The sequence below is a fragment of the Pseudoalteromonas porphyrae genome (assembly GCF_001298125.1).
In the GTDB taxonomy this organism is placed as follows: domain Bacteria; phylum Pseudomonadota; class Gammaproteobacteria; order Enterobacterales; family Alteromonadaceae; genus Pseudoalteromonas; species Pseudoalteromonas neustonica.
Map to the genome: position 1 here is coordinate 84,969 of NZ_LHPH01000005.1, position 26,238 is coordinate 111,206.

Sequence of the window (26,238 nt, forward strand, 5' to 3'; positions counted from 1 at the left end):
GAGTAGATGTTGTTGTCAGGCGTTTACTTAAACAATTATTTATTTGTTTAATTTAAAGAGCAAAGTATGGCACAAAAAATTGCACTTGTTTTTCCAGGTCAAGGCTCACAATCAGTGGGTATGTTAAGTGAACTTTTAGAGCAATCGGATATAGTAAAAGCAACGTTTGCAGAAGCATCACACGCACTAGGTTATGATTTGGCTGCATTAGTACTTAATGGACCAGAACAAGAACTAAATCAAACCCATCGTACTCAACCTGCACTATTAACAGCCTCAGTGGCTATTTACCGTCAATGGTTATCAGCAAATTCAGATGCAGAAGTAACAATGGCTGGTCACAGCTTAGGTGAATATTCAGCATTGGTGTGTGCCGATGTATTAAGTTTAGGGGAAGCTGTAAAGCTCGTTGAAAACCGTGGTTTATACATGCAAGAAGCTGTGCCTGCAGGCGTCGGCTCTATGGCTGCAATCATTGGTTTAGGTGATGATGAAATCCAAACTGCGTGCGAAGCATCTGCACAAGGTGAGGTTGTATCGCCAGTAAATTATAATTCACCAGGTCAAGTTGTGATTGCAGGCCATAAAGCCGCAGTTGATAGAGCGTCACAGGCGTGTAAAGAAGCCGGTGCCAAACGTGCATTGCCTTTATCTGTAAGCGTGCCATCACATTGTGAACTGATGAAGCCTGCAGCAGAAAAATTAGCGACGGATTTAGCGGCTTTAACATTTAATACACCTAAGTGTGATGTAATTAATAACGTTGATGTAACCGCTGCAAGCGCAGCAGATGCGATTAAAGACGCATTGGTGCGTCAATTATACAGCCCTGTACGTTGGACTGAGACAGTACAAGCGTTAGTCGCGCAAGGTATTACCCAAAGTTACGAATTTGGTCCTGGTAAAGTATTAACAGGCCTTGCAAAGCGTATTGATAAAGCAATGGTATGTGGTTCGGTTAATAGCCAATCAGCCATTGACGAAGCAAAATAAGAGTAGGATAACAATGGCAAATTTATTTTCACTAGAGGGCAAAGTTGTCCTAGTTACTGGCGCAAGTCGTGGTATCGGTAAAGCAATAGCAACGACTTTAATTGCGCAAGGCGCTAAAGTAGCGGGTACTGCAACGAGTGAGTCGGGCGCTGCAAATATAAGCGAGTACTTAGGCGATAACGGTAAAGGTTATGCATTAAACGTAACTGATCCTGCATCGATTGAGGCGACACTTGCTGCGATAAAAGCGGATTTGGGTGATATTGATGTATTAGTTAATAATGCCGGTATTACTCGCGATAATTTGCTTATGCGCATGAAAGAGTCAGAGTGGGACGATATCATTGATACTAATCTAAGCTCTATCTTTCGTTTGTCAAAAGCGGTATTACGTCCGATGATGAAGAAAAAGAATGGTCGTATTATTAACATCGGCTCGGTAGTAGGTACGATGGGTAATGCAGGGCAAGCTAATTATGCCGCAGCAAAAGCGGGTGTAATTGGTTTTTCTAAGTCATTAGCGCGTGAAGTGGCCTCTCGTGGTATTACAGTTAACGTTGTTGCACCTGGTTTTATTCAAACTGATATGACAGACGAGCTTACAGATGAACAAAAAGCAGCTACGCTTGCTAATGTTCCAGCTGGACGATTAGGTCAACCAGATGAGATTGCAGCCGCAGTCTGTTATTTAGCATCTGATGCAGCTGCTTATGTTTCAGGCGAAACTTTGCATGTAAATGGTGCCATGTACATGGTATAAGGAACTTTGTTCCTATTTAGTTTTTGGTGAGTTTGTCGAAAAATGTTGAATTTTTTGTGAACTTGCTTTAAACATACTTGAATTCGTTGTGAAAATAAGCGATAAAAGAGCCAAATAACCTTCAAGAGGTTTGACCAGATAAATAATTATCAGCAAATCCTTGAATCACAGAATTATGCGCCGTAAACTACGCCGCAATCTGAAAATAACGCATTGGCGTTTTTAATAAAGGAAAGAAGAATGAGCGACATCCAAGAACGCGTAAAGAAAATCATCATTGAGCAACTAGGTGTTAAAGAAGAAGAAGTAAAGCACGAAGCTTCTTTCGTTGATGACTTAGGCGCAGATTCACTTGATACTGTTGAATTAGTAATGGCTCTTGAAGAAGAGTTTGACACTGAGATCCCAGACGAAGAAGCTGAAAAGATCACTACAGTACAATCTGCAATCGATTACGTTACAGCTCACGCTGAGTAATCAATCGCAAATTAAGGGTAGCATTCGCTACCCTTAATATATTACACCCACCAGAAAAATAATAATTCCCATATTGGAGGCAAACCGTGGCTAAACGTCGAGTAGTCGTAACTGGCTTAGGAATGTTGACACCGCTAGGTAACGATGTTGAGTCAACGTGGCAAAACTTGTTAAACGGCAAAAGTGGTATTCAAACTATTACGCATTTTGATACTTCAAGTTTTGGCACCAAATTCGCAGGTTTGCTGAATAATTTTGATGCATCGGCTTACATGCCAAAGAAAGATGCTAAAAAAATGGATTTATTCATTCAGTACGGCATAGCGGCAGGTGTACAAGCAATACAAGATTCTGGCCTTGTGATCACAGAGCAGAACGCACCGCGCGTTGGTGTTGCTGTTGGTTCAGGCATTGGTGGTTTAACGCTGATTGAAGAGAACCACATAAAATTATTAAACAGTGGCCCACGTAAGCTTTCTCCTTTTTACGTACCATCGACCATCATCAATATGATCTCAGGTCATTTATCGATTATGCACGGTCTACGTGGTCCAAATATTTCAATTGTTACTGCCTGTACAACGGGTTTGCATAACATCGGTCACGCGGCGCGTATGATTGCCTACGGCGATGCAGATGCCATGGTAGCCGGTGGCGCTGAGAAGGCGTCAACACCAATTGGTATGGGTGGCTTTAATGCTGCACGCGCTTTATCTACCCGAAACGACGATCCGCAAGCGGCATCGCGCCCGTGGGATAAAGATCGTGATGGTTTTGTACTTTCCGATGGTGCAGGTGTGATCGTACTTGAAGAGTACGAACATGCAAAAGCGCGTGGTGCTAAAATCTACTCAGAGTTAGTTGGTTTTGGTATGAGCGGCGATGCATTCCATATGACATCACCACCAGAAGACGGTGCAGGTGCAGCTCTTGCGATGGAAAATGCGCTAAATGATGCGCAAATTAATGCTGACCAAGTGGGTTACATTAACGCACATGGCACATCGACTAATGCTGGCGACAAAGCTGAGACTTCAGCGGTTAAATCAATCTTCGGTAACGCAGCAAAAGATGTGATGGTGAGTTCATCTAAATCAATGATGGGCCATTTATTAGGTGCAGCAGGGTCTGTTGAGTCAATCATTACAATTTTGTCATTACAAGATCAAAAAGTAACACCAACAATTAACCTTGATAACCCTGATGAAGGATGTGATTTGGACTATGTTCCTCACACCGCTCGTGACGCGAAACTTGATTACGCGCTATGTAACTCATTTGGTTTTGGTGGTACTAATGGCTCGTTGCTATTTAAAAAGGTATAATCTTTTTTAACAACGATATCCAAGAAGAGCCCAGTTGTTACTGGGTTTTTTTATATGCAAAATATGCCTAAAAAAATAATTCAAATAATAAAAAAAGCCTCCAAAGAGCAATCAGCCACGATAAGCAGTCAAGACCGCGGCTTTAATTATGGGGATGGCTTTTTTACCACCGCTAAAGTGCAGGATGGTCAAGTGGTCCATTGGCCACTTCATCGAATGCGTTTAATTGAATGCGCAATGCGATTAGGCTTTAGCGAATTAGACTTTGTGCAGCTGGAATCAGAGATTACTGATTATATCGCCACAACAGCACTGGGCGTACTAAAAATTGTCGTAACGCGAGGCAGTGGTGGCCGAGGATATGGTTTACCTGAGTTACCACAGTCACTTATTATACTATCGCAGCTACCTTTTCCTGCCAGTTATTCTTTGCTTACACAACAAGGCATTAAATTAGCTATCAGCACGGTGCAATTAGCATCGCAACCTTTATTTGCAGGTTTAAAAACCTTAAATCGCTTAGAGCAGGTGATGATAAAACAGGCCATGGCGCATCAAACATGTGATGATGTGATCGTGTTAGATTATAATAATTTTGTGATAGAAACCTCCGCAGCAAACATAGTTGCCATTAATAAAGGCTGCGTCTTTAGTCCTAATTTGAAAAACTGCGGTATTTGGGGGGTTTATCTGCAATCTCTGTGTGATAAATTACCCGTGCAATTTATTGATATGACACTTGAGGAATTACAGCAAATGGAAGCTGTTTTTATTTGTAATAGCCTAATGGGTATTGTGCCTGTGACAGCGATCAATAATATAAAATATGAATTATCCACCAGTGTAGCCTTACTGGAAGATTTATTACTCAAGGAGTCAGCGTGTTAAAAGTGATTATCACGGTCGTATTATTGGCATTATTTGTCACTGGTATTGGCTACCAACAGTTGCAAACGACAATTAATAGTCCATTAAAAACGCCTCAAAACACGCTATTTGAAGTGAAAAAAGGCACGGGTTTTAACCAACTATGTCAGCAATGGCAGGCCAAACAGTGGTTGAAAGATTGCTTTCGTTATCAAGTACTCGCTAAATTGGACCCAACATTAACTGATTTAAAAGCGGGCTTATATCAACTTGATACAGGCACCGTTTTAGATAATATTCGCCGTATTAACCAAGGTAAGCAGGCCAGCTTTAGTTTTACAATTATAGAAGGGCAATCATTGCGCGAAGTGTTAGCAGCAATTAGTCATGCAGAGTACCTTCGTAATGACTTAATACTTGATGAGCTATCTCAGCAAGTTTTAGGCTCAGATAAACATTTAGAAGGGTGGCTGTTTCCTGATACCTATCATTATCATGCTAATGATACTGCCAGCTCGGTGCTTAAGCGTGCGCATAAGATAATGCAAAGTGTGCTTGATGAAGCGTGGCAAAATAAAGCTCCTAACTTACCTTTAAAGTCTGCTTACGAAGTATTAATCATGGCGTCCATTATTGAAAAAGAAACAGGTCTTGCTAGCGAACGGCCATTAATCGCATCTGTGTTTACTAACCGATTAAACACAAAAATGCGCTTGCAAACGGACCCCACTGTGATTTATGGCATAGGCGCTGATTTTGATGGCGATATTAAACGCAAAGATTTAACGACTTATACGCCGTATAATACCTATAAAATAAATGGTTTACCGCCAACGCCTATTGCAATGCCATCAAAACCTGCAATTTTTGCTGCGGTTAATCCACCAAAATCTGAGTTTGTGTATTTTGTGGCAAAAGGTGATGGCAGCCACCAATTTTCAAAAACGCTAAAAGAGCATAATAAAGCGGTACAAGATTACTTGCGTTATCAAAAGCAGTTAAACAAATAGATTAAAAAATATAAAACGAGAAAGCCTACTAATGCTTTTTCAAACAAAAAAGAGAAACCATGACAGCAGCAAAATTTATTGTGATTGAAGGCTTAGAAGGCGCCGGAAAATCAACCGCTATAGCAATTTGCCAACAGTTTTTAGCGCAGCATGGCGTTGATTTTATCAATGTAAGAGAGCCCGGTGGTACCCCCATTGCTGAAGCACTGCGTAGTATCGTAAAAGACAATCACGACGAAGAGATTGCCAGCGAGACGGAGCTTTTGATCATGTATGCTGCTCGTTCTCAACTGTTGCACAATGTTATACGTCCAGCGATGGCAAAAGGACAATGGGTACTAGGTGATCGTCATGATTTATCATCGCAAGCGTATCAGGGCGGTGGGCGTGAAATTGCTTCAAACACTTTGGACTCCCTTGCTAGTATTGTATTAAAAGGTTTAAAACCTGATTTAACCATTTATTTGGATATTGACCCTGCTATTGGCCTTGCTCGTGCTAAAGGGCGTGGTGAGCTTGATCGTATAGAACAACAAGCCTTAAGTTTTTTTGAACGTACACGCACACGCTATTTAGAATTAGCAAAGTGTGACGACAGCATTGAGACCGTAAATGCACAGCAAAGTATCGAACGAGTACATCAAGATATTATCACTGTGCTAGATCAGTTTATTAAAAGTAACCATTAAAATGATTTATCCTTGGCTTAGTCATGTTGAACAACAATTAGCAGCAAGTTTTAACGCAGGACGCTTTCATCATGGACAATTATTGAATGGCCAGCAAGGTGTGGGTAAGCGTGCCTTAGTTGAACAATTAGCGAATGCATTATTGTGTTCATCGGCTAATAACTTAGTGCCTTGTGGAAACTGCAAAAGCTGCCATCTCAATCAAGCTGTGACTCACCCGGACAAGTATGTAGTGCAAGCTGATGGGCAAAGTATTGGTGTAGATGATATTCGCAGTGTCAGTGATTTTATGAATCAGTCAGCGGCGCAAAATGCAAATAAAGTGGTTGTTATTAACGACTGTCATAAAATGACCACCGCAGCAGCAAATGCCCTGTTAAAAACCTTAGAAGAGCCAAGTCCGCGTCGGTTTTTATTATTGACCACGAGTGCGACAACACAACTGCCAGCGACTATTTTAAGCCGCTGTGCGCTAACGCAAGTAAAAGTTAGTGATGTAAATGCAGCAAAAATGTGGATTTCGCAGTTACAAATTCCTGCCTATGAATGGCTTTCTTTATTTACTCAACAGCCGTTACTCATTGAACGTTGGCAACAAGACGAACAGCTGGAAATGATTGATAAACTTTATAAGTTTGCAACTGAGCTTAAACAAGGCCATAATTTCACCGCGTTGGTTGATATCATTAGTAAAGATACAGAGCGTGTTCGGGTATTTTGTTTATTTTTAAGTGAACAATTAAAACAACAACTCATTGCTGGAATGGATTTTGACTCGTATCAAAATGCGCAGAGCGCATTAGCGGAGTTTGTCCAAAACAGCACACAGATACTTGGATTGAATTTGCCTTTGGCTGTTTCTCGATTAGCGTATCGTTTACGCCAAAGCTATAAATAGGATTGATTGTGCAAGAATTATTAGTCGATTTAGATGATCTAGATGAATTATACCGCTGCTATATGCCGTATTTAAAAACCGGCGGGCTATTTGTACGCACTAATATGCGTTATGAAATGGGCCATTCACTGGCATTAAAAGTGACCTTACCTGATGCATTAGAAGATGATGTCATTACGGGGAAAGTTGCGTGGATCACACCCCAAGGCGCGCAAAGTTCTAACCCACCAGGAATAGGGATTAGTTTTATCGATGATAAAACCAATCTTAATGCGAAGATCGAAAAACTACTAGGGACTATGTTAAACTCTGGTAATCCAACTTATACCATGTAGTAAGCAGTAACGTGATTGTAGATTCTCATTGCCATTTAGACCGTCTCGATTTTGATAAACTCGATTTAAACTTAGACCAAGTGCTTGATAGTGCAAGGGCTAAACAGGTAGAACACTTTTTGTGTGTCAGTGTAACGCTTGATCAATTTCCATCTATGTTGGAAAAAATTCAAGGTTACAGTGATGTATCAGCGTCATGCGGTGTACACCCGCTAGATCAAAAAGATGCGTTAGATAAACAACGTTTAATAGATTTAGCGAGCCATGAAAAAGTAGTGGCTATTGGTGAAACCGGCCTTGATTATTATTACGCGAAAGATACGCATGCTGTACAACAAGCAAGTTTTGTCGGTCATATTGAAGTAGCGAATGAGCTGCAAAAACCGCTGATTATTCACACTCGTGATGCCCGAGAAGACACTATCAACCTGATGCGCGCACACAATGCAGAAAAATGTGGTGGCGTATTACACTGCTTTACAGAAGATTGGGATATGGCAAAAAAAGCCATTGATTTAGGTTTTTATATTTCTATCTCTGGCATTGTGACATTTAAAAATGCAGTAGAACTTAAAGACGTAGTTAAACAAATACCGTTAGATAGATTGTTGATTGAAACAGATTCGCCGTATTTAGCGCCAGTGCCTTATCGTGGCAAAACCAATCAGCCTGCTTATGTGCAAGATGTTGCTTATTACATTGCCGATTTAAAAGGTATTAGCTACAAAGAGTTAGCGACTGCCACTACAAATAATTTTTATTCATTATTTAATTTAGTGAACAAAGGATAATTAAGCATGAGTGATGCATCACTTCCTCTTTTATTAATGGGGCCGATGGTGCGCCGCGCAGATGCTGCTGAAGTTTGCATACAATTTGCCACATCTGTGGCATCACAGTATCGTATAGAGTTTGATAAAATAGACACCTTCAGCGAGCATCATAGCGTTGCTTTAGGTGCTCATCTTTATTTGCATTTTGTAATAATAAAGCCTGTGGTTGCCACACTCCCCATTGATAAATTGATAAGCTATCGCTTATTTAACGACTCTGCGGAGGTGGATTTAAGTGTTTTTTGCTACCAAGGTAAGGCAACCCCTGAGTTTGTAATTCCACATACACTCGAGCAGATATTACATGGTTCATGTCGTAATCCGCATCATCCAGCAAAAGACAGCTTAGTTGCAGCGAATGATTTTCAACAGCAAAATCGCAGTAATAGCAAAGCGGGGGCTGATATTTTATTACTCTCAGGGGATCAGGTTTACGCAGATGACGTTGCCGGCGCCATGCTAATTGCGATATATAGGCTGATTGATTTACTCGGTATTTATAAAGAACAACCCCTTGATATAGCACTGCCTGAAAAATTAACCGACCAACTCTATCAGCGGCACCTATTTTTGCCTAAAGTGCCTTGGCAGCAACGCAGTAAAATAGGCGTAGGGTATTGGCTCAAAAAAGATGAGCCGCATTTTTCAAGTTTAAAAGCAGCCAATCACTTAATTGCGTTTGAAGAGTTTATAGCGCTATACCTGCTTAATTTTAGTTCGATTGTATGGGCGCATATCAGTATAGATACCATTACTTATCAAGCATCAAGCAATAAATGCCAACAGATATTTGAAAGCGAAAAGCAGGCCTTAGTCGGCTTTAGTGAAGGTTTAAAAGATGTGCAGGTGTTATTTGCAAACGTATCCACTTTAATGATGTTTGATGATCACGACGTGACCGATGATTGGAATTTAACAGCAGGGTGGGAGCAGTTGATTTATCAACACCCAGTAAGTCGGCGTATTATTAATAATGGTTTGATCAGTTACTGGTTAATCCAGGGCTTTGGTAATGATGCGGGTAAGAAAACAGCTGTTTTACTCGATGAATTTAAAGCAAGTTTGACTGAGCAAAAACAGTGGCACTTTAAAGCATTTGATAAAACCATACTGGAATTTAACCATTGGCATTATGAGCTTAATACTGTACCAAAGGTGGTGGTGTTAGATACTCGTACTCATCGTTGGCGTAATGAACAAAACTTTAATGAACCCTCAGGCTTACTTGATTGGGAACGACTCATGGAGCTTGAAGCAAGCTTACTTACGCATGAGCAAGTGATTATCGTTTCACCTGCGCCGGTGTTTGGGGTTAAATCAATAGAGGCAATTCAAGCATTATTTAATATGTGTGGGCAGCCATTATTAGTTGATGTTGAAAACTGGATGGCCCATGAAGGCTCAGCTAAAAAATTACTCGATACCTTTCGCCGCGACGACACTCCAAAAGAAACGCTGATATTATCAGGCGATGTACATTATTCGTTTTGCTTTTCAGTGCAAAAACGCTTTGGCAAACATCCGAATCGGATCTGGCAACTTACCGCCAGTGGCATTAAAAATGAATTTCCGCGAAAATTAATTAATATACTCGATAAGCTCGATTCAATTTTATATTCACCGAAAAGCCCATTAAATTTCTTTACGAAACGTTGGCATATGGAAGTTGATAAACACCAAACAATAGGTGATGGACAAAAGTACCTTGTGAGCGACTCTGCTATTAGCTTAATTGATTTAAAGCAAGGGAAGTTGGCGCGTTATCAGTTACTTCATCCCGATAATCGCACCACAGAATTTGATTTAACGAATGATTAGTCGATTGATTTACGCTGTTTTTTTACATAATCGCCAACATTACTTACCGTATCGAGCCAGTAGCCATTTTTTGGGTCTTTAAAGTAGATAATAAGCTGCTCTAAAACTTTCGCATCCGTTGAATACTGGCTTTTTTCGCCAATATCGTGGCCTGCTAAAATTAACCACGCATTATTGTTACGTAATTGCTCAGTCATAGTAATGACTTCATCAAAGCTCATACCATCAATTCGCAGACCCGTTAGTTGTGCAAAGTCAGTAAAGTTAGGATTATTAGCAGACTCGTCTAACCAGGTTCGGCCACTATCAAAATGTTTGGCAATTAAAGGTACGTAGCTTTTGGTCTTTATGCCGCGACCAACAAAGGTGTTCCCGCAAGGGTAGGCAAATGCTCGCGGGGTAACGTCTAAATGCTTCGCGAGGTATTGTTGCGCACTTAGTATATCGTTTTCTAACCACTCAAGTGTCGTTTGTTCAAGTGATAAACCTTGTTTTCTAAGCCACTCAAAATTACCTGTGCAAACGTGGCTGCTAGTGTGATTAGCGATTTCATGGCCAGCTTTAGCTGCTTTTTGCCATTTCTTAAGGCGCTTTTCAACATTAAATGGGGATACGTAAAAAGTCGCTTTTACATTGTGCTTATTGAGTATGGTAGTGCCTACATCGACTTGACTTTCTCTTGCATCATCGAAGGTAATACTCACCGCATTTTGTGCTTTGTCTGGATAGGTAAAACCTAGGTATTTTGTTGAGTCTTGTGCAAAACAGGAGGCGCTTGTTAATAAATAAGCAATAGAGATGAAAGTGAATGGCTTAGGCATAGTAATTCCTTTGAGTTAGCTTTTTACCTATAAAAACAACAAAGCACACATAAGGCAATAGAAAACTACATGTTTAAAAAAGTTTTACGCTTTTATTGCTTTTAGATAAAAAATGCCCAGAACGAATCTGCATTGTTCTGGGCTTAGGGGTGGCTCTTGACGAGCCTGCGCTAACTTGGGAACACCTTCTAAATTCATTAAGGGAGAAGTAGAAAGTAATATTAAGTGTAGTTAACATATGTAAAAAGACACAATAAAATGAGTGATTTTTATACTGCTTTTAAAACAATGGTTTGTATTAAAATAAAGTAAAAAATAAAACTTTATGTTTTTGTTATTAACATTTCTTCTTACCAAACAATTAATTGCGTATTTTGCACTAAATCTCGTGGCAATGAATTTTTGATTTTATTTTTTTGCCATTTACCTAATCCTATTGGGCAGCCGCACAACGTTAGTATTACTTCTCCTAATGTACTCGTTGGTTCAGTTAAACGAATATCTTTACCTTGAAAGTAATCATTGGCTTGTTCGTTAGTTAGCGCATAGACGTTTTTTGAACATTGTCCGCCAAACACAGTGGCAAATTCATGATTAAGACGAACCCCATTTTTGTGGATCATGCCAAGGTGTATACCTAAGCGAGCGTATTTTATTTTATTTTCAATGGCATCAAATTCCTCAGGAAATAACCACAATTCTTTATCGCGTTGCATTAAGCTGCCAGAAAGAGGTTGCACAGCAAATTGTTTTTTAAGTTCGCTATTAAATGCCAAGGCTGCTTTTTTATCATAAGGTTGAAAAGGGAAAGCGCCTTTTTTAACTTTTTGATTAGGGTTATCGCAGCTACCCAGCTTTTTAAATTTGGCAATAAAAAAACCTTCGCTGTCGAAAGTTTGTGGCCAAACGTGTAAGTAACCCTCAGACGTTGTAGCGAGCTCTGCGCCGGTAAATAAATCATCTAATGGGTGTACTTCTAGCAGCTCTGGAAATTCGCTTAGCAAGTAGTCACACACTTGCTGATTTTCTAGCGGTGTTAAAGTACAGGTTGAGTACACTAAAGTGCCGCCGGGTTTTAACGCATAAAAGGCGCTTTTAATTAAGTTTTTTTGTACTTTAGCAATATCAATATTTGATTCAATTGACCAGTTTTTTAGTGCATCAGCATCTTTACGAACGGTACCTTCACCTGAGCAGGGAGCATCAAGCAAAATACTATCAAAGCACTCATACATGTAATCACCAAAAATAGCACCATCAAAATGTGAGAGTGCACAATTGCCCACCCCCATGCGTTTTAATGTCGCGCTGAGTACTTTTAAGCGAGATGACGACAATTCATTAGCAACCAAGACACCTTGGTTATTCATTAGTGCGGCAAGTTGTGAGGTTTTAGAGCCTGGGGCTGATGCCATATCAAGCACATGTGTTGCATCAATTAATGACTCTTTGAGTGCCATTGGTGGCAGCATTGAGCTGGCTTCTTGAACATACATGGCACCACTTAGGTGTAAGTCAGTGTTCCCTAGGGCTAATGCTTGCTCTTCTTTTTCAGGGCGTACTAACCAAAAACCTTCGCTACACCATGGGATCGCCGTTAATTGCCAGCCTTTTTCTTTGGCTGCCAGCTTAAAATCCTCAACTGACATTTTTAGAGTATTAACGCGTACAGATTTGCGCAGGGGTCTGCGACAGGCACTGAGAAAGTCATCGAGTGTTAGGTGCGCTGGTAAATAGGTGTTTACGTCATCTATAAAAGGCTGGGGGATATAGGTATTGGCGTCCAAGACTAAGCTCACAGAGAATTTTAAAGGTGCATTCTATCATTATTACTGGCACTGAGGGTCGCCTTAAATAAAATTTTATGGTTGTTATTCCTGTCGACATTTACTGGTTTTTTATTTGCATTTTGAGCTTTTAAATATAGTTATCTATTTTTATGTCGACAATAGTCGATTTTAAACACTCTTTTTGGTGATTTAGGCTTGACACATTTTCAGCAAAAGACCATAGTGTAGTCATTAATTGTCGACAATCTTAGAGAAGTATTAAATGACGCAAGACGCTTTTAGCAAAACACCTATTACCACAGCTTCCGATCAAGTGTTTGTGGATATGCGTCGTGAAATTGTCGAAGGTACGATAGAGCAAGGCAGCAAAATCTCAGAGCCTGAACTGGCAAAGCGCTATGGGGTAAGTCGTGCGACATTACGCGAAGCATTAAACCGCCTTGAAAGTTGCTATTTAGTTGAGCGCAAAGCCAATGTGGGTTGTCGCGTGGTGGCCCTTACTGCAGAGCGTTTGATAGAAGTATACGAAGTGCGCAGTGCCCTTGAAGGCTTAGCTTGTCGATTAGCTGCCGACAATATGGCAGCAGATGAAGTGCAAAGCTTAAAACAATTACTTAATCAACATCTACAAACTCAGCGAGTAAAAGAGGGCGAGTCGTACTATCAAGAAGCAGGTGATTTGGATTTTCATTATCGCATTATTAAAGGTAGTAAAAACGAGCATCTTATTCATCTACTGAGTAATGGACTTTATCAGCTAATTCGTATGTATCGTGTGCAAATGGGCATGGTTGGCCCGCGAGTATCAAAAGCGTTTGATGAGCACTTAGCAATCATTAATGCGATTGAAAGCCACGATGGTGAATTAGCTGAGCTATTAATGAAACGCCACATCAGTGCATCGCAAGCAAATGTTCAAAATAAATTTGATTTATTGGCTGCACAAAAAAGTGCAGTCAATAAATAACTAATAGCAAAATTGTCATAGTTAAAATTTAAAAATAGAGTCTGCCTCGAGCAGCTACCGTTCAAAGGAGACAGCAATGTCAGCAGGATCAAAGTTTAAACAGGCGATAGCGAATAACCACCCACTGCAAGTGGTAGGAACTATTAACGCGTACACAGCAATGATGGCTGAAAAAATGGGCCACCAAGCAATTTACTTATCAGGTGCAGGTGTTGCCAATGCCTCATATGGTATGCCAGATTTAGGTATGACCAGCCTTGATAATGTACTTGAAGATATTCGTCGTATCACTGGTGCAAGCGATTTACCGCTACTTGTTGATGCTGATACCGGTTGGGGCGGGGCATTTAATATTGCACGCACAGTCAAAGAAATGACCAAAGCAGGTGCGGCAGGTTTTCATATTGAAGACCAAGTTGCGCAAAAGCGTTGCGGCCATCGCCCAAATAAAGAAATTGTTTCTCAAGGTGAAATGGTTGACCGTATTAAAGCGGCCGTTGATGCAAAAACTGACAGCGATTTTTACATTATGGCGCGCACCGATGCATTCCAAAAAGAAGGCTTAAATGCCGCAATTGACCGTGCAGCCGCCTGTGTTGAAGCGGGTGCTGATGCAATTTTTGCTGAAGCAGTCCACGACCTTGCTGATTATCAAGCATTTTCTAAAGCGATTAACGTACCCGTTTTGGCAAATATTACTGAATTTGGTCAAACGCCTATTTACACTAAAGAGCAGTTATCAGATGTTGGCGTTCAAATGGTGCTTTACCCACTAAGTGCATTTAGAGCGATGAATAAAGCGGCGCTTAATGTGTATTCTGCTATTTTAAATGAAGGCTCGCAACAAAGCCAAATTGAAAACATGCAAACCCGTGCTGAACTTTATGACTTTTTAGATTATCACACGTATGAAAATACCCTTGATAATCTTTTTTCAGCAAATAAATAATCCCAATTATAAGAACAACAAAATTTAGGAGAATACTCATGGTCGATAAAGCATTAGGTGGTGCAGGTTTACGTGGTCAAGTAGCAGGTCAAACAGCATTGTGCACAGTAGGACAAACAGGGTCAGGTTTAACGTATTGTGGTTACGATATCGCAGAGCTGGCTGAAAAAGCGCAATTTGAAGAAGTGTCGTTTTTACTTTCACGTGGCGAATTGCCAACGTCTTCAGAACTTGCTGAATATAAAGCTAAATTAAAAAGCTTACGTGGTTTGCCAGCGGCACTTAAAACCGTGCTTGAAAACATTCCAAAAGATGCTCACCCAATGGATGTAATGCGTACAGGTTGCTCTATGCTGGGTAATCTTGAAATGGAAAATGATTTTAGCGAAGCAAATGATGCAATTGATCGTATGGTTGCCGTATTCCCAAGTATTATTTGCTACTGGTATCGCTTTACCCATGATGGCGTTCGCATTGAAACACACACTGACGATGACTCAGTTGGCGCACATTTTTTAACACTACTACATGATAAAGCACCGTCAGAACTGTTTGCACAAGTGATGAATGTGTCACTGATTTTATATGCAGAGCATGAGTTTAATGCCTCAACCTTTACCGGTCGTGTGTGTGCATCAACACTATCTGATATTCATTCATGTGTAACTGGTGCAATTGGTACGTTACGCGGTCCATTACACGGCGGCGCAAATGAAGCGGCAATGGATTTAATTGAAGGCCTTACTGATGCCGATCACGCAGAGCAAGAAATTATGGGCATGCTTGCGCGTAAAGATAAAATCATGGGCTTTGGTCATGCCATTTATCGTGAGTCTGATCCACGTAATGTGATCATTAAAAAATGGTCTGAAAAACTAGCTGCTGAAGTCGGCGACAATGTACTTTATCCAGTATCAGTACGCTGTGAAGAAGTCATGTGGCGTGAGAAAAAGTTATTCTGTAACGCTGATTTTTTCCATGCATCGACCTATCACTTTATGGGTATTCCAACTAAGTTATTTACCCCTATTTTTGTGATGAGTCGTGTAACTGGTTGGACTGCTCATGTAAAAGAGCAACGTGCTAACAACCGTATTATCCGCCCAAGTGCCGATTACACTGGGCCAGATGCGCGCAGTTATACACCAATCGAATCACGTTAAGACCAAAAGGGTGGGCGTTCAAGCGCTCACCTTTTCTTTTTGCACATTTTAATTGTACATAGTTTTTAAGGCTTCTTCTTTTTCACACTTTCCTTAAACACACTATACGTGTGCAACCACCGTCACCTATTAGCGAACTTTTATTATGACCATTATTAATAACACCAAATATCGAAAACCGTTACCAAACAGTAATGTAGATTACTTTGATGTCGAAACCGCCGTTGATGACATTAAGCCAGGTGCATACGCTACCTTGCCTTACACATCACGCGTATTCGCAGAGAACTTAGTGCGCCGCTGTGATCCAGACATGCTAACCGCAGCATTGTCGCAGCTGATTGAGCGTAAACAAGATTTAGATTTTCCGTGGTACCCAGCACGCGTAGTATGTCACGATATTTTAGGGCAAACCGCATTGGTTGATTTAGCAGGCTTGCGTGATGCCATTGCAGCAAAAGGCGGCGATCCGGCGAAAGTAAATCCAGTCGTACCAACACAGTTAATTGTAGATCACTCATTGGCAGTGGAACACGCAGGTTTTGATCCTGATGCATTTGAAAAAAACCGCTCCATAGAAGACAGACGAAACGATGACCGCTTTCACTTTATTAACTGGACAAAAACGGCCTTTAAAAATATTGATGTGATCCCACCGGGTAACGGCATCATGCATCAAATCAACCTTGAAAAAATGTCGCCAGTGATCCAAAACCGCGATGGTATTGCTTTTCCAGATACCCTTGTTGGTACAGATAGCCACACACCACATGTCGATGCACTTGGCGTAATTGCAGTCGGCGTTGGTGGTCTCGAAGCTGAAAGTGTGATGCTTGGTCGCGCCTCTTATATGCGCCTGCCAGACATCGTAGGTGTTGAGCTCACTGGTAAGCGCCAACCGGGTATTACTGCAACGGATATCGTACTTGCTATCACCGAATTTTTACGCGAACAACGCGTTGTATCAACTTATTTAGAGTTTTATGGCGAAGGTGCTGACGCATTAACATTAGGCGATCGTGCAACCATTTCAAATATGACACCAGAATTTGGTGCCACTGCTGCGATGTTTTATATCGATCAAATGACCATTGATTATTTGCGCTTAACAGGGCGTGAAGAAGAGCAAATTGCGCTTGTTGAAAATTATGCTAAAACTACCGGGCTTTGGAGTGATAGTCTAAAAACAGCGCAGTACGAACGTGTACTAACCTTTGATTTATCAAGTGTAGGGCGTAATATTGCAGGTCCTTCAAATCCACATCGCCGTGTTTCTACCCGTGATTTGGCTGCAAAAGGTATCTCAGGTGTAGTCGAGAACGAAGTCGGTTTAATGCCCGATGGTGCCTGTATTATTGCAGCTATCACCAGTTGTACTAATACCAGTAATCCACGTAACGTGATTGCCGCAGGTTTAATTGCCCGTAACGCAAACGCGAAAGGTTTAAGTCGTAAACCGTGGGTTAAAACCTCACTCGCGCCGGGTTCAAAGGCGGTGCAATCATACCTTGAAGACGCCAAATTATTGTCAGAACTTGAGCAGCTTGGTTTTGGTATTGTTGGCTTTGCATGTACGACGTGTAATGGCATGAGTGGCGCGCTTGATCCGGTTATTCAACAAGAAGTGATTGACCGTGATTTATACGCCACGGCAGTACTTTCGGGTAATCGTAATTTTGATGGTCGTATTCATCCTTATGCAAAACAAGCGTTTTTAGCGTCTCCTCCGTTAGTGGTGGCCTATGCCATTGCTGGAACTATTCGTTTTGATATTGAAAAAGATGTACTTGGTCAAGATCAACAGGGTAATGACGTTACCCTTAAAGATATTTGGCCATCAGATGAGGAAATAGATGCCGTTATTAAGCAGAGTGTAAAACCAGAACAGTTTAAAAAAGTGTACGAGCCCATGTTTAATTTAACCGTTGATTACGGTGAAGATAACGACCCACTTTACGACTGGCGCGCACAAAGTACGTATATTCGCCGCCCACCTTATTGGGAAGGTGCATTAGCAGGTGAGCGGACTATGAAAGGGATGCGCGCTTTAGCAGTGCTTGGCGATAACATAACAACGGACCATTTATCACCATCAAATGCAATTATGGCCAGCAGCGCGGCGGGTGAATATCTCACTCATATGGGCGTACCAGAAGAAGATTTTAACTCGTACGCAACACACCGTGGCGATCACTTAACAGCGCAGCGCGCGACCTTTGCCAACCCTAAATTGCTTAACGAGATGGTGATTGAAAACGGTGAGATAAAGCAAGGTTCATTCGCTCGTGTTGAGCCAGAAGGCACGGTTACTCGTATGTGGGAAGCAATCGAAACGTACATGGCGCGTAAACAGCCGTTGATCATCGTTGCAGGGGCTGATTATGGTCAAGGTTCATCGCGTGATTGGGCAGCAAAAGGTGTACGCTTAGCGGGTGTTGAAGTCATAGCTGCAGAAGGCTTTGAGCGCATTCACCGTACTAACTTAATAGGGATGGGCGTATTACCACTTGAATTTAAAGCAGGCACGACTCGTAAAACCCTCAAACTAGATGGCAGTGAAAGTTATGATGTAACAGGTGAACTAACCCCTGGTGCAACGGTTAATTTAACCATAACTCGCACAGATGGCGAAGTGCTCAACGTGCCAACAAAATGCCGAATTGACACCCAAGAAGAGCTATCAATTTATGCCGCAGGGGGTGTGTTACAACGCTTTGCGCAAGATTTTTTAGAATCAACACAAAGCGCATAAGGAACAGTAATGACATTCAAACCACAAATTAAAGTGCCAGCTACCTATATGCGCGGTGGCACCAGTAAAGGTGTGTTTTTTAACCTTACAGACTTACCGGAGGCTGCCCAAGTGGCAGGCTCTGCGCGAGATGATTTATTACTGCGCGTTATCGGCAGTCCCGATCCCTATGCTAAGCAAACCGATGGTATGGGCGGGGCAACGTCAAGCACTAGTAAAACGGTAATTTTAAGCAAAAGTGAGCAGCCTGATCACGATGTTGATTACTTATTTGGCCAAGTAGCTATTGATAAGCCTTTTGTTGATTTCAGCGGCAATTGCGGTAATTTAACTTCAGCCGTAGGTGCATTTGCAATCAGTAATGGTCTTGTTGATAAAAGTCGTATTCCTGACAATGGCGTTGCCATAGTACGTGTTTGGCAAGCGAATATTAAAAAAACCATTTTAGTCCATGTGCCAATAACTAACAGTGAAGTACAAGAGACTGGCGATTTTGAACTTGATGGCGTGACGTTTCCCGCCGCAGAAGTAAAGCTAGAATTTATGGATCCTGCCGATGGTGACGGTGCGTTATTCCCAACAGGCAATGTGCTTGATGAGCTTGAAGTACCTGAATTTGGTGTACTTAAAGCGACTATGATCAACGCTGGCATCCCGACTATTTTTGTCAACGCAACAGATATCGGTTATACCGGCACCGAGCTGCAAGAGGATATTAACAATGATGACCAAGCACTGGCAAAGCTTGAATCCATTCGCGCTCATGGTGCAGTAAAAATGGGCTTGATCAGCCATATTAGTGAAGCGGCAGCACGTCAGCATACTCCAAAAGTGGCATTTGTAAATAAACCACTCACGTATATCGCATCAAGCAGCAAAGAAATTAACAGCAATGATATAGATTTATTAGTACGTGCTATGTCGATGGGTAAACTGCATCATGCCATGATGGGCACCGCAGCCGTAGCTATTGGCACAGCCGCCGCAATTAAAGGCACGTTAGTTAATTTAGCCGCTGGTGGCGGACAATTAAGTGAAGTGAACTTTGGTCACCCTTCAGGCACCTTAAAAGTGGGCGCAAAAGCCACGCTCAATAATGGTAACTGGCAGGTTACTAAAGCCAGCATGAGCCGCAGCGCACGCGTATTAATGGAAGGCGTAGTGAGAGTGCCACACAGTTAAAATTTGTTATATTTTTAAAGGCTCTACAGGGCCTTTTTTAATACGTATAATACAGCATCTGCAATAATGATTAATAACCGACTTATTAACAACAAAATGATCACAAGCTTGTGATCCCCTTTTATTTTATTAAACCTTTTAATATTAAAGCCTAATAAATAATAAGGGTTAACAATGCTATCAGTTCAACAAACATTTCATACATCACATTTTCCTAATTTTGAATTTTTAACAAACACTTTTCCAGAGTTATTTCGTTTAGCAAGTGAAATGGAATACTACTACTCGCAAGATCATAGCTGTGCCTTGTTAAAAGCGCGGCTGTTTGCAGAGGTATGGTGCTATCGAGCTGCTGAATATGTAAACATTAAATTAACAGGAGATAGTGAGTTGTCTCATAAAATAACTCAACTAAAGCAATCATTATTACTCCCAGATTATATGATTGATGAACTTAATTTAATCCGTGAATATGCAAATCATGGCGTGCATGTTTCACAAGTACATCGTGGCGCTTTAAACTCTGTTGTGAGTGTAAGTAAAGCACAGGTTAAAATGGTGCATAAATCGGTCTTTGAATTAGCCCACTTTCTTAGTTTTCAATTAGCAAATGAAAAAAATGAACCTGTTATGTGGCAAGAACCTATTCTGGTTGACACTGTGTGTAATGTAAGTTTAGCTTTAAATGACAATCCAGACGCAAACCTTGCATTAGCGAAGCAAGCATATTTTCAATTAAGCTCGATAAAAAAAACGTCAAAAATCATACAGCAACCATCTAATAAAAAAGCATATAATCAATTGAGTAAAATTGATTTAGCCTACTGGATAGAGAGAGCGCATACCTTAAAAGCATTGGGTACATGGCAGCTTTATGCCCAAGCGTTTGAGCATAAATTTTTAGTTGAGTCTCAAACCATGAATGCACAATACTGCTATAAACAAGCAATAAAAGAATGCAGAACAGGTGAATCACATTTTTTATATGCAAACTTTTTAAGCGCAACAGGCGAAATGCAAAGAGCATGGACACTAGCTGAAGAATCCGCCAAGCGTGGCTATCATCAAGCCATTGTCGCCTTACAAAAAAAATATTACAAATCAGATATTAGTAAATATAATTATTGGGTTGAACAAGGTATAAAGTATAAAGAGATCAACTCATTTACTGTCTATGCTGCAAATAAACTCGAATTATGGCTAATAGATAAAGAAAACGATTTGGCAAAAAAACGAGCTCGTACGGCGTTAATTACAGCGCAAGCCACACAAGCTCCTGGTTCACACTACTTAAAAGCATTTTGTGATTATTTTGGTTATTGGGGGAAACAACCCAAAAAAGAATGTGTTAATGCATTAATTAAAGCGTACAAAAATTTACCGCTAACGATTCACTATCAAACACGTTTATTCAATATACTAAAAAACCATTCAAATCATCGAAAGTTAGCCATTGAAATGGGTTGTCTTGCTATAAAATTAGGGACATGTAAACAAAGTCAGCCTCAATTAAAATTTGATTTGGCTATGCAAATTAGAGACGAATTGGCAGGTAGTGGTCACGTAAAGAGTAGCTTTATGCTAAAAACGTTAATTAAAGAGTCAGCAAACCAAGGTTGTGAAAAAGCGATACAGTTTTTAAAATTGCCGATAGGAAAAGCTTTAATACGAGATAACTCAATCGTTGGTCATATAAGCACTTTTAAACAGCCCAATCGTAAAAAACAAAAAGTAGCAAAAAAACAAGCTAAAAAAGCTAGAAAGAAATAACGCTAATACACTACCTGAGGGTTAAGCAAAGCTGAATTTATATAATAACTAATACAAAACAACTAATTAAAAGTCAACTTAACTCATCTAGTTTTATTCATGTTGGCTTTTAGGGTAATATGCGTTTAACTCATACAAAAGGACAGTTGATGAAGCATATATTACTTATAGTTACGGGTGCTAGCCCCCAAGTTTTAACCGAAACACTCTTTGCGATTCACGAACATGGCAAACAATTGCCTGACGAAATTTTTGTTATTACAACAAAAAGCACCAAGGCTATGCTCACCGATGGATTATTTGAGCAAGGTTATTTAGCTAAACTAATTGCAGACTACCAACTTCCGAATATTAAACTCCCCGATGAAAACATATGGCTTATAGAAGACGATAAAGGCCAACCTATTAATGATGCTAAATCTGAAATAGAACAAACTTACATGGCCGACTTTATTACTCGTAAAGTGTTTGAACTCACCAATAAAAACGATGTTAGCATTCATGCATCTATAGCTGGTGGGCGTAAAACAATGGCGTTCTATTTAGGTTATGCCATGTCATTGTTAGGCCGTGAGCAAGATTCACTAAGCCATGTGTTTGTAAACGACGAGTTTGAATTTGTCAGAGATTTTTATTACCCAACACCTTATGACCATATTATTAATGGCAAAAATGGCACACAAGTTAACTGCATTAATGCAAAGGTTACACTTGCTGAAATCCCGTTTGTGCGCATGCGCCAATCAATTGACGAGACCCTCATTGCAAATATGCAAAGTGCGTCATTTAGTCAAACAGTAGCAAGCTTAAATTCAGCCCATAAAAAAGATTTAACTCTTGAAGTAAACGCAAAAGCAAAAACGCTCACCTTTGCGGGAATCGAAATTAAACTTACCGCAAAAGAAACCGCCTTTTATTTATGGTTACACCAATACAGCCAAAGTGAACATAAAAAGCTTATTGTGGGGCGAAAATTTGAAGAGTGTACAAAACACAGCATAGAGTACTTAACGCTATTACAACAAAACAGCAGTGATTTACGTATATTCCGTGATACGTTTGGCGTAGAGCCCGAAGATTTTAGAGACGGTTTACACAGTAATTTAAAGGTAATGGAAAAAACCTTTGTGCAGCAAACTTGCAGCCGCATAAAGAGTAAAATAAATAAGTTGCTACCAAACGAGCTTGCTAAAAAAATAGTGATTGACTCTAATAACCAAAGCTTTGAAACAAGCTACTGGTTAAGTGCAACAACACATAATATAAAAATAAATATAGCGGCTTAATATTCGCAAGCTTGCAAACGCATAAAAATAATAATGCATGGTAAATTAGTTGATAAGGAAGTAATCAGGAATGAAGCAATCAATGAACTTTGAACACATTCAATCTAAGTGGCCAGAGCTACACCAGTTAGCCGCTTTTGCAGAAGAGTATGCGATTAGCGATCCACAAAGCTCATTGGTCAAATTACGTTGCTTTGCCGAAAAAGTAGTAGGCTACTTATATAAAGAACTTAGTTTACCTGTTTTACCCACTTCTAATATTTTCGATAAACTTACCGCCGACGACTTTACCAGCGCAGTCCCGCGTTTAATTACCGATAAGCTCCATGCCATACGTAAAAGCGGCAACCAAGCAGCGCATGAAGGCAAAGTTGATCAACAACAAGCTATTTGGATATTAAAAGAAAGCTACTTTGTAGCTTCGTACTTATTTATGGCGTATGCCAATGGCACGCAACAAGAATGCCCAGAGTTTAAAGCGCCTGAGCAAACACAGCCTACAAATCAAAGTGATGCCCAGTTTGCAAAAAAGAACAAGCAACTCACCAAACAATTAGCCGAGAACCAAGCCCGTTTAAAGCGCGCACTTGACGAATTAGAAGCCGCAGAGCTTGCGCAAAAACAAGCGCAGCAGCAAGCAGCAAAACTAAAACAAACTATTGATTTAGAAAAGCTGACTCAGGTTAAAACCCGAAATGAGCAAATTGTTAACTCAAGTTTTAACTTTAACGAAGATGAAACCCGTAAACGCATTATCGACTTAGATTTACGTAATGCAGGTTGGCATGTAGCACTTGATGATGAATCAACAGATGACGTTGGCAAAGAAGTAAAAGTAACAGAACAACCTACAACTACAGGCGTAGGTTATGTTGATTACGTATTATGGGATGACGACGGCAAGCCACTTGCGGTAATAGAAGCCAAACGCACCCGCGAAAATATTGAAAAAGGCCGTCAGCAAGCAACGCTTTACGCTAACGCACTTGAAAAGCAATTTGGTCAACGCCCCGTTATTTTTTATTCAAACGGCTGGGATATAAAAATTCTTGATGATGCGCAAGGTTATAACAGCCGTGGTTTATACGGTTACTACTCAAAAGATTCCCTGCAGTACTTAATAAAGCAGCGCATGCTTAAAAAAGAGCTAAACACCACGCCAATAGATACCGCGGTAGCAGGGCGTTTGTATCAAATGGAAACCATAACTCGTGTATGTGAGCGTTTTAGCGATAAACACCGCAAAGCGCTTATTGTGCAAGCAACCGGCACAGGTAAAACACGCGTATCTATTGCCCTTGCCAAGCGGCTGCTTGATGCTGGTTGGGCTAAGCGCGTACTGTTTTTATGTGACCGAAAAGAGCTACGTAAACAAGCGGGTAACGCCTTTACTGAACATACCAAAGAGCCAGTACATATTGTAGGTAAAAGCGCTAAAAACACAGCAGCCAGTGCGCGTGTATTTATAGCAACCTATCCTGGTATGCTACGCATAATGAACAAGTACGACGTAGGCTATTTTGACCTAATAGTAGCGGACGAATCCCACCGTTCAATTTACAATATTTATGGTGATATTTTTAAATACTTTGACGCGCTAGAAGTGGGCTTAACTGCCACACCGGTAGAAATGGTATCGCGCTCAACGTGTGATTTGTTTGGTTGCGACTACAAACTACCCACAGCTAACTACCCACTTGAAGACGCGATAGAGCAAGGCAACTTAGTGCCTTACAAAATTGTAAGTTACACCACTCAGTTTTTGCGCGAAGGCATTAAAAAAGACAGCCTAACCGATGAGCAAATAGCCCAATTAGAAGAGCAAGGCATTGATCCGAACGAGCTTGACTTCGACGCAAAACAAATAGACGAAGCCATTAAAAATAAAGACACCAACAGGCTCATACTGCGTAACCTAATGGAAAAAGGCCTGCGCGATAAAGACGGCCAACTGCCCGGTAAAACAATCATATTCGCCCGTAACATAGCCCACGCCGAATTAATGGCGCAGTTATTTAGTGAGCTTTACCCGCAGCATGGTGCTAATTTTTGCCGCGTTATTCACTCAAAGTACGAACGCGCCGAAGAGTTAATAGACGATTTTAAATCAAGCGACGAAAACAGCATGCGTATAGCAGTGTCGGTCGATATGCTCGACACCGGCATAGACGTGCCTGAATGCGTAAACCTTGTATTTGCAAAACCCATAAAATCAAAAGTAAAGTTTTGGCAAATGATTGGCCGTGGCACACGCTTATGCGAAAACCTATACGGACCAGGGCAGCACAAAACTCACTTTTTAATATTCGATCACTGGGCAAACTTTGAATACTTTGACGAAAACCCAGAAGAAGATGATGTAAAACAAGCAAAATCGTTATTACAAAAGTTATTTGAAGCGCGGGTAACCCTTGCCCAAACGGCCCTCAAAAAAGCCAATTTGGATGTGTTTGATCAAACAATTAAATTAATTCACGATGATATTTGTTTATTGCCAATGGAATCAATATCGGTGCGCGACAACTGGCAAGTGGTCGAAACTTATAAAGACCTAAAACGTCTTAATCAATTTGCACCGCAAACGGTAAGCGACTTACTCGAAAAAGTAGCGCCACTTATGCAATGGCGTAACATAATGGGGCAAAGTGAAGCCTATAAATTTGATTCTGAGCTAACCACTATCCAAACACTAATATTTACCGATGCAAACCAAATTGATTTAGCTAAACAAAGTATAATGAACAAGGTTGAATCGCTTCAAATGCACCTAAACGAAGTGCGTAGCAAAGCACCCGCAATAGAAGAAATACAAACACAGCAGTATTGGCAGTATTTAACCCATGCAGCGCTTGAGCAAAGTCGCATTAATTTACGCAGTATTATTCACCTGCGTAATAAAAGCGTGAAGCCACCAACAAGTGATTTTGTGCTTGATATAAAAGAAGACACCAACCAAATACACGAAGCTGATAGGCTTACAAAAATAGTCTCTATTGATTATCAAATATACCGCCAAGAGGTTGAAATAACACTCACCCCGTTATTTGAAACCGACAGTGTACTTAAAAAAATTCGCAATGGCGAACAAGTAACCGAAGCCGACTTAGCGCAATTAAGCTCGTTAGTGCATACGCAAAACCCAAGTGTTGATTTAAATACATTAAAAGAGTTTTTTCCCGAATCAACCGCGACGCTCGACAAAATATTGCGTACCATAGTCGGTATGGACAAAAACGCCATAGAGCAGAGCTTTACTACCTTTGTGCAGCAAATACACACTCATGTAAATGCCAAACAACAGCGCTTTATTGGTATGTTAAAAAACCACCTAATTCGCCACGGCGCAATTGAAATAGCCCAGCTTTACGATGCGCCCTTTACCCAAATACACGACATGGGGCTCGATGGCGTATTTAGCCAGCAACAAGCCGACGTAATAGAGCAATTTATTAAGCAGTTTGACGTAAAACTAGGCGACAAAGCCCAAAGCGTTGAAAAGCAAATAAACCTTTAATTTTATAAGCGCGTAATTTACACCGCGCTTAAACAGCAC

General features: G+C 40.7%; 21 protein-coding genes. 19 read left to right on the forward strand and 2 right to left on the reverse strand.

From position 1 onward, the window contains the following. Nucleotides 1-66: 66 nt before the first annotated feature. The 11 genes from fabD to ADS77_RS06095 all read left to right on the forward strand — a co-directional run bounded on the left by fabD (nucleotide 67) and on the right by ADS77_RS06095 (nucleotide 10,005). Entirely contained in the window at nucleotides 67-993 is a 927-nt protein-coding gene (fabD, locus tag ADS77_RS06045) for an ACP S-malonyltransferase (RefSeq protein WP_054203559.1), read from the forward strand. Nucleotides 994-1,006: 13 nt separating this feature from the next. After that, complete coding sequence (fabG, locus tag ADS77_RS06050) at nucleotides 1,007-1,753, forward strand: 3-oxoacyl-ACP reductase FabG (RefSeq protein WP_054453416.1); 747 nt, start codon at nucleotides 1,007-1,009, stop codon at nucleotides 1,751-1,753. A 240-nt stretch (nucleotides 1,754-1,993) separates the two neighbouring features. Then, nucleotides 1,994-2,230, forward strand: coding sequence for an acyl carrier protein (acpP, locus tag ADS77_RS06055; protein WP_054203561.1), 237 nt, complete (start codon nucleotides 1,994-1,996; stop codon nucleotides 2,228-2,230). A gap of 86 nt (nucleotides 2,231-2,316) precedes the next feature. After that, nucleotides 2,317-3,555, forward strand: coding sequence for a beta-ketoacyl-ACP synthase II (gene fabF / locus ADS77_RS06060; RefSeq protein ID WP_054203562.1), 1,239 nt, complete (start codon nucleotides 2,317-2,319; stop codon nucleotides 3,553-3,555). Between the two features lie 63 nt (nucleotides 3,556-3,618). Next, the gene (gene pabC, locus ADS77_RS06065; RefSeq protein ID WP_054453519.1) at nucleotides 3,619-4,443 is read left to right on the forward strand and encodes an aminodeoxychorismate lyase; all 825 of its coding nucleotides are present in this window, start codon (nucleotides 3,619-3,621) and stop codon (nucleotides 4,441-4,443) included. Continuing rightward, on the forward strand, nucleotides 4,437-5,432 hold the full coding sequence (gene mltG / locus ADS77_RS06070) for an endolytic transglycosylase MltG (RefSeq protein ID WP_054203563.1): 996 nt from the start codon (nucleotides 4,437-4,439) through the stop codon (nucleotides 5,430-5,432). The genes pabC and mltG overlap by 7 nt, the downstream gene beginning before the upstream one ends. 59 nt (nucleotides 5,433-5,491) lie before the next feature. After that, the gene (gene tmk, locus ADS77_RS06075) at nucleotides 5,492-6,121 is read left to right on the forward strand and encodes a dTMP kinase (protein WP_054203564.1); all 630 of its coding nucleotides are present in this window, start codon (nucleotides 5,492-5,494) and stop codon (nucleotides 6,119-6,121) included. Nucleotide 6,122: 1 nt separating this feature from the next. After that, the gene (gene holB, locus ADS77_RS06080) at nucleotides 6,123-7,019 is read left to right on the forward strand and encodes a DNA polymerase III subunit delta' (RefSeq protein WP_054203565.1); all 897 of its coding nucleotides are present in this window, start codon (nucleotides 6,123-6,125) and stop codon (nucleotides 7,017-7,019) included. Between the two features lie 8 nt (nucleotides 7,020-7,027). Then, entirely contained in the window at nucleotides 7,028-7,354 is a 327-nt protein-coding gene (locus ADS77_RS06085) for a PilZ domain-containing protein (RefSeq protein WP_054203566.1), read from the forward strand. Between the two features lie 11 nt (nucleotides 7,355-7,365). Continuing rightward, nucleotides 7,366-8,145 (forward strand): TatD family hydrolase, encoded by a 780-nt coding sequence (locus tag ADS77_RS06090; protein ID WP_054203567.1) that lies wholly within the window; start codon nucleotides 7,366-7,368, stop codon nucleotides 8,143-8,145. Between the two features lie 6 nt (nucleotides 8,146-8,151). Then, nucleotides 8,152-10,005, forward strand: coding sequence for a metallophosphatase (locus ADS77_RS06095; RefSeq protein ID WP_054203568.1), 1,854 nt, complete (start codon nucleotides 8,152-8,154; stop codon nucleotides 10,003-10,005). On the opposite strand, the gene ADS77_RS06100 is transcribed toward ADS77_RS06095, so the two are convergent. Then, on the reverse strand, nucleotides 10,002-10,826 hold the full coding sequence (locus ADS77_RS06100) for a polysaccharide deacetylase family protein (RefSeq protein ID WP_054203569.1): 825 nt from the start codon (nucleotides 10,824-10,826) through the stop codon (nucleotides 10,002-10,004). The two genes, ADS77_RS06095 and ADS77_RS06100, sit on opposite strands and share 4 nt — an antisense overlap. Nucleotides 10,827-11,176: 350 nt before the next feature. Further along, entirely contained in the window at nucleotides 11,177-12,613 is a 1,437-nt protein-coding gene (gene rsmF, locus ADS77_RS06105) for a 16S rRNA (cytosine(1407)-C(5))-methyltransferase RsmF (protein ID WP_054203570.1), read from the reverse strand. 265 nt (nucleotides 12,614-12,878) lie between these two features. Here rsmF and ADS77_RS06110 point away from each other — a divergent pair, with 265 nt between their 5' ends. The 8 genes from ADS77_RS06110 (at nucleotide 12,879) to ADS77_RS06145 (ending at nucleotide 26,199) form a co-directional block, all read left to right on the forward strand. After that, nucleotides 12,879-13,583, forward strand: coding sequence for a GntR family transcriptional regulator (locus tag ADS77_RS06110; RefSeq protein ID WP_054453418.1), 705 nt, complete (start codon nucleotides 12,879-12,881; stop codon nucleotides 13,581-13,583). Between the two features lie 76 nt (nucleotides 13,584-13,659). Then, nucleotides 13,660-14,532: a methylisocitrate lyase gene (gene prpB, locus ADS77_RS06115; RefSeq protein WP_054203572.1), complete on the forward strand. Its 873-nt coding sequence runs from the start codon at nucleotides 13,660-13,662 to the stop codon at nucleotides 14,530-14,532. A gap of 38 nt (nucleotides 14,533-14,570) precedes the next feature. Then, a complete protein-coding gene (gene prpC / locus ADS77_RS06120) occupies nucleotides 14,571-15,695 on the forward strand; it encodes a 2-methylcitrate synthase (protein WP_054203573.1) in 1,125 nt (374 codons plus the stop codon). A 145-nt stretch (nucleotides 15,696-15,840) separates the two neighbouring features. Next, entirely contained in the window at nucleotides 15,841-18,447 is a 2,607-nt protein-coding gene (gene acnD / locus ADS77_RS06125) for a Fe/S-dependent 2-methylisocitrate dehydratase AcnD (protein ID WP_054453420.1), read from the forward strand. Between the two features lie 9 nt (nucleotides 18,448-18,456). Continuing rightward, nucleotides 18,457-19,629, forward strand: a complete 1,173-nt coding sequence (gene prpF, locus ADS77_RS06130) for a 2-methylaconitate cis-trans isomerase PrpF (protein ID WP_054453423.1) — start codon at nucleotides 18,457-18,459, stop codon at nucleotides 19,627-19,629. Nucleotides 19,630-19,803: 174 nt separating this feature from the next. Continuing rightward, nucleotides 19,804-21,399 carry a hypothetical protein gene (locus ADS77_RS06135; RefSeq protein WP_054203576.1) on the forward strand — a complete coding sequence of 532 codons (1,596 nt, stop codon included), beginning with the start codon at nucleotides 19,804-19,806 and terminating at the stop codon, nucleotides 21,397-21,399. Nucleotides 21,400-21,548: 149 nt separating this feature from the next. Beyond that, nucleotides 21,549-22,685: a CRISPR-associated ring nuclease Csm6 gene (gene csm6 / locus ADS77_RS06140; protein ID WP_054453425.1), complete on the forward strand. Its 1,137-nt coding sequence runs from the start codon at nucleotides 21,549-21,551 to the stop codon at nucleotides 22,683-22,685. A 70-nt stretch (nucleotides 22,686-22,755) separates the two neighbouring features. After that, a complete protein-coding gene (locus ADS77_RS06145; RefSeq protein WP_054453427.1) occupies nucleotides 22,756-26,199 on the forward strand; it encodes a DEAD/DEAH box helicase family protein in 3,444 nt (1,147 codons plus the stop codon). The last annotated feature ends 39 nt before the right edge of the window (nucleotides 26,200-26,238 follow it).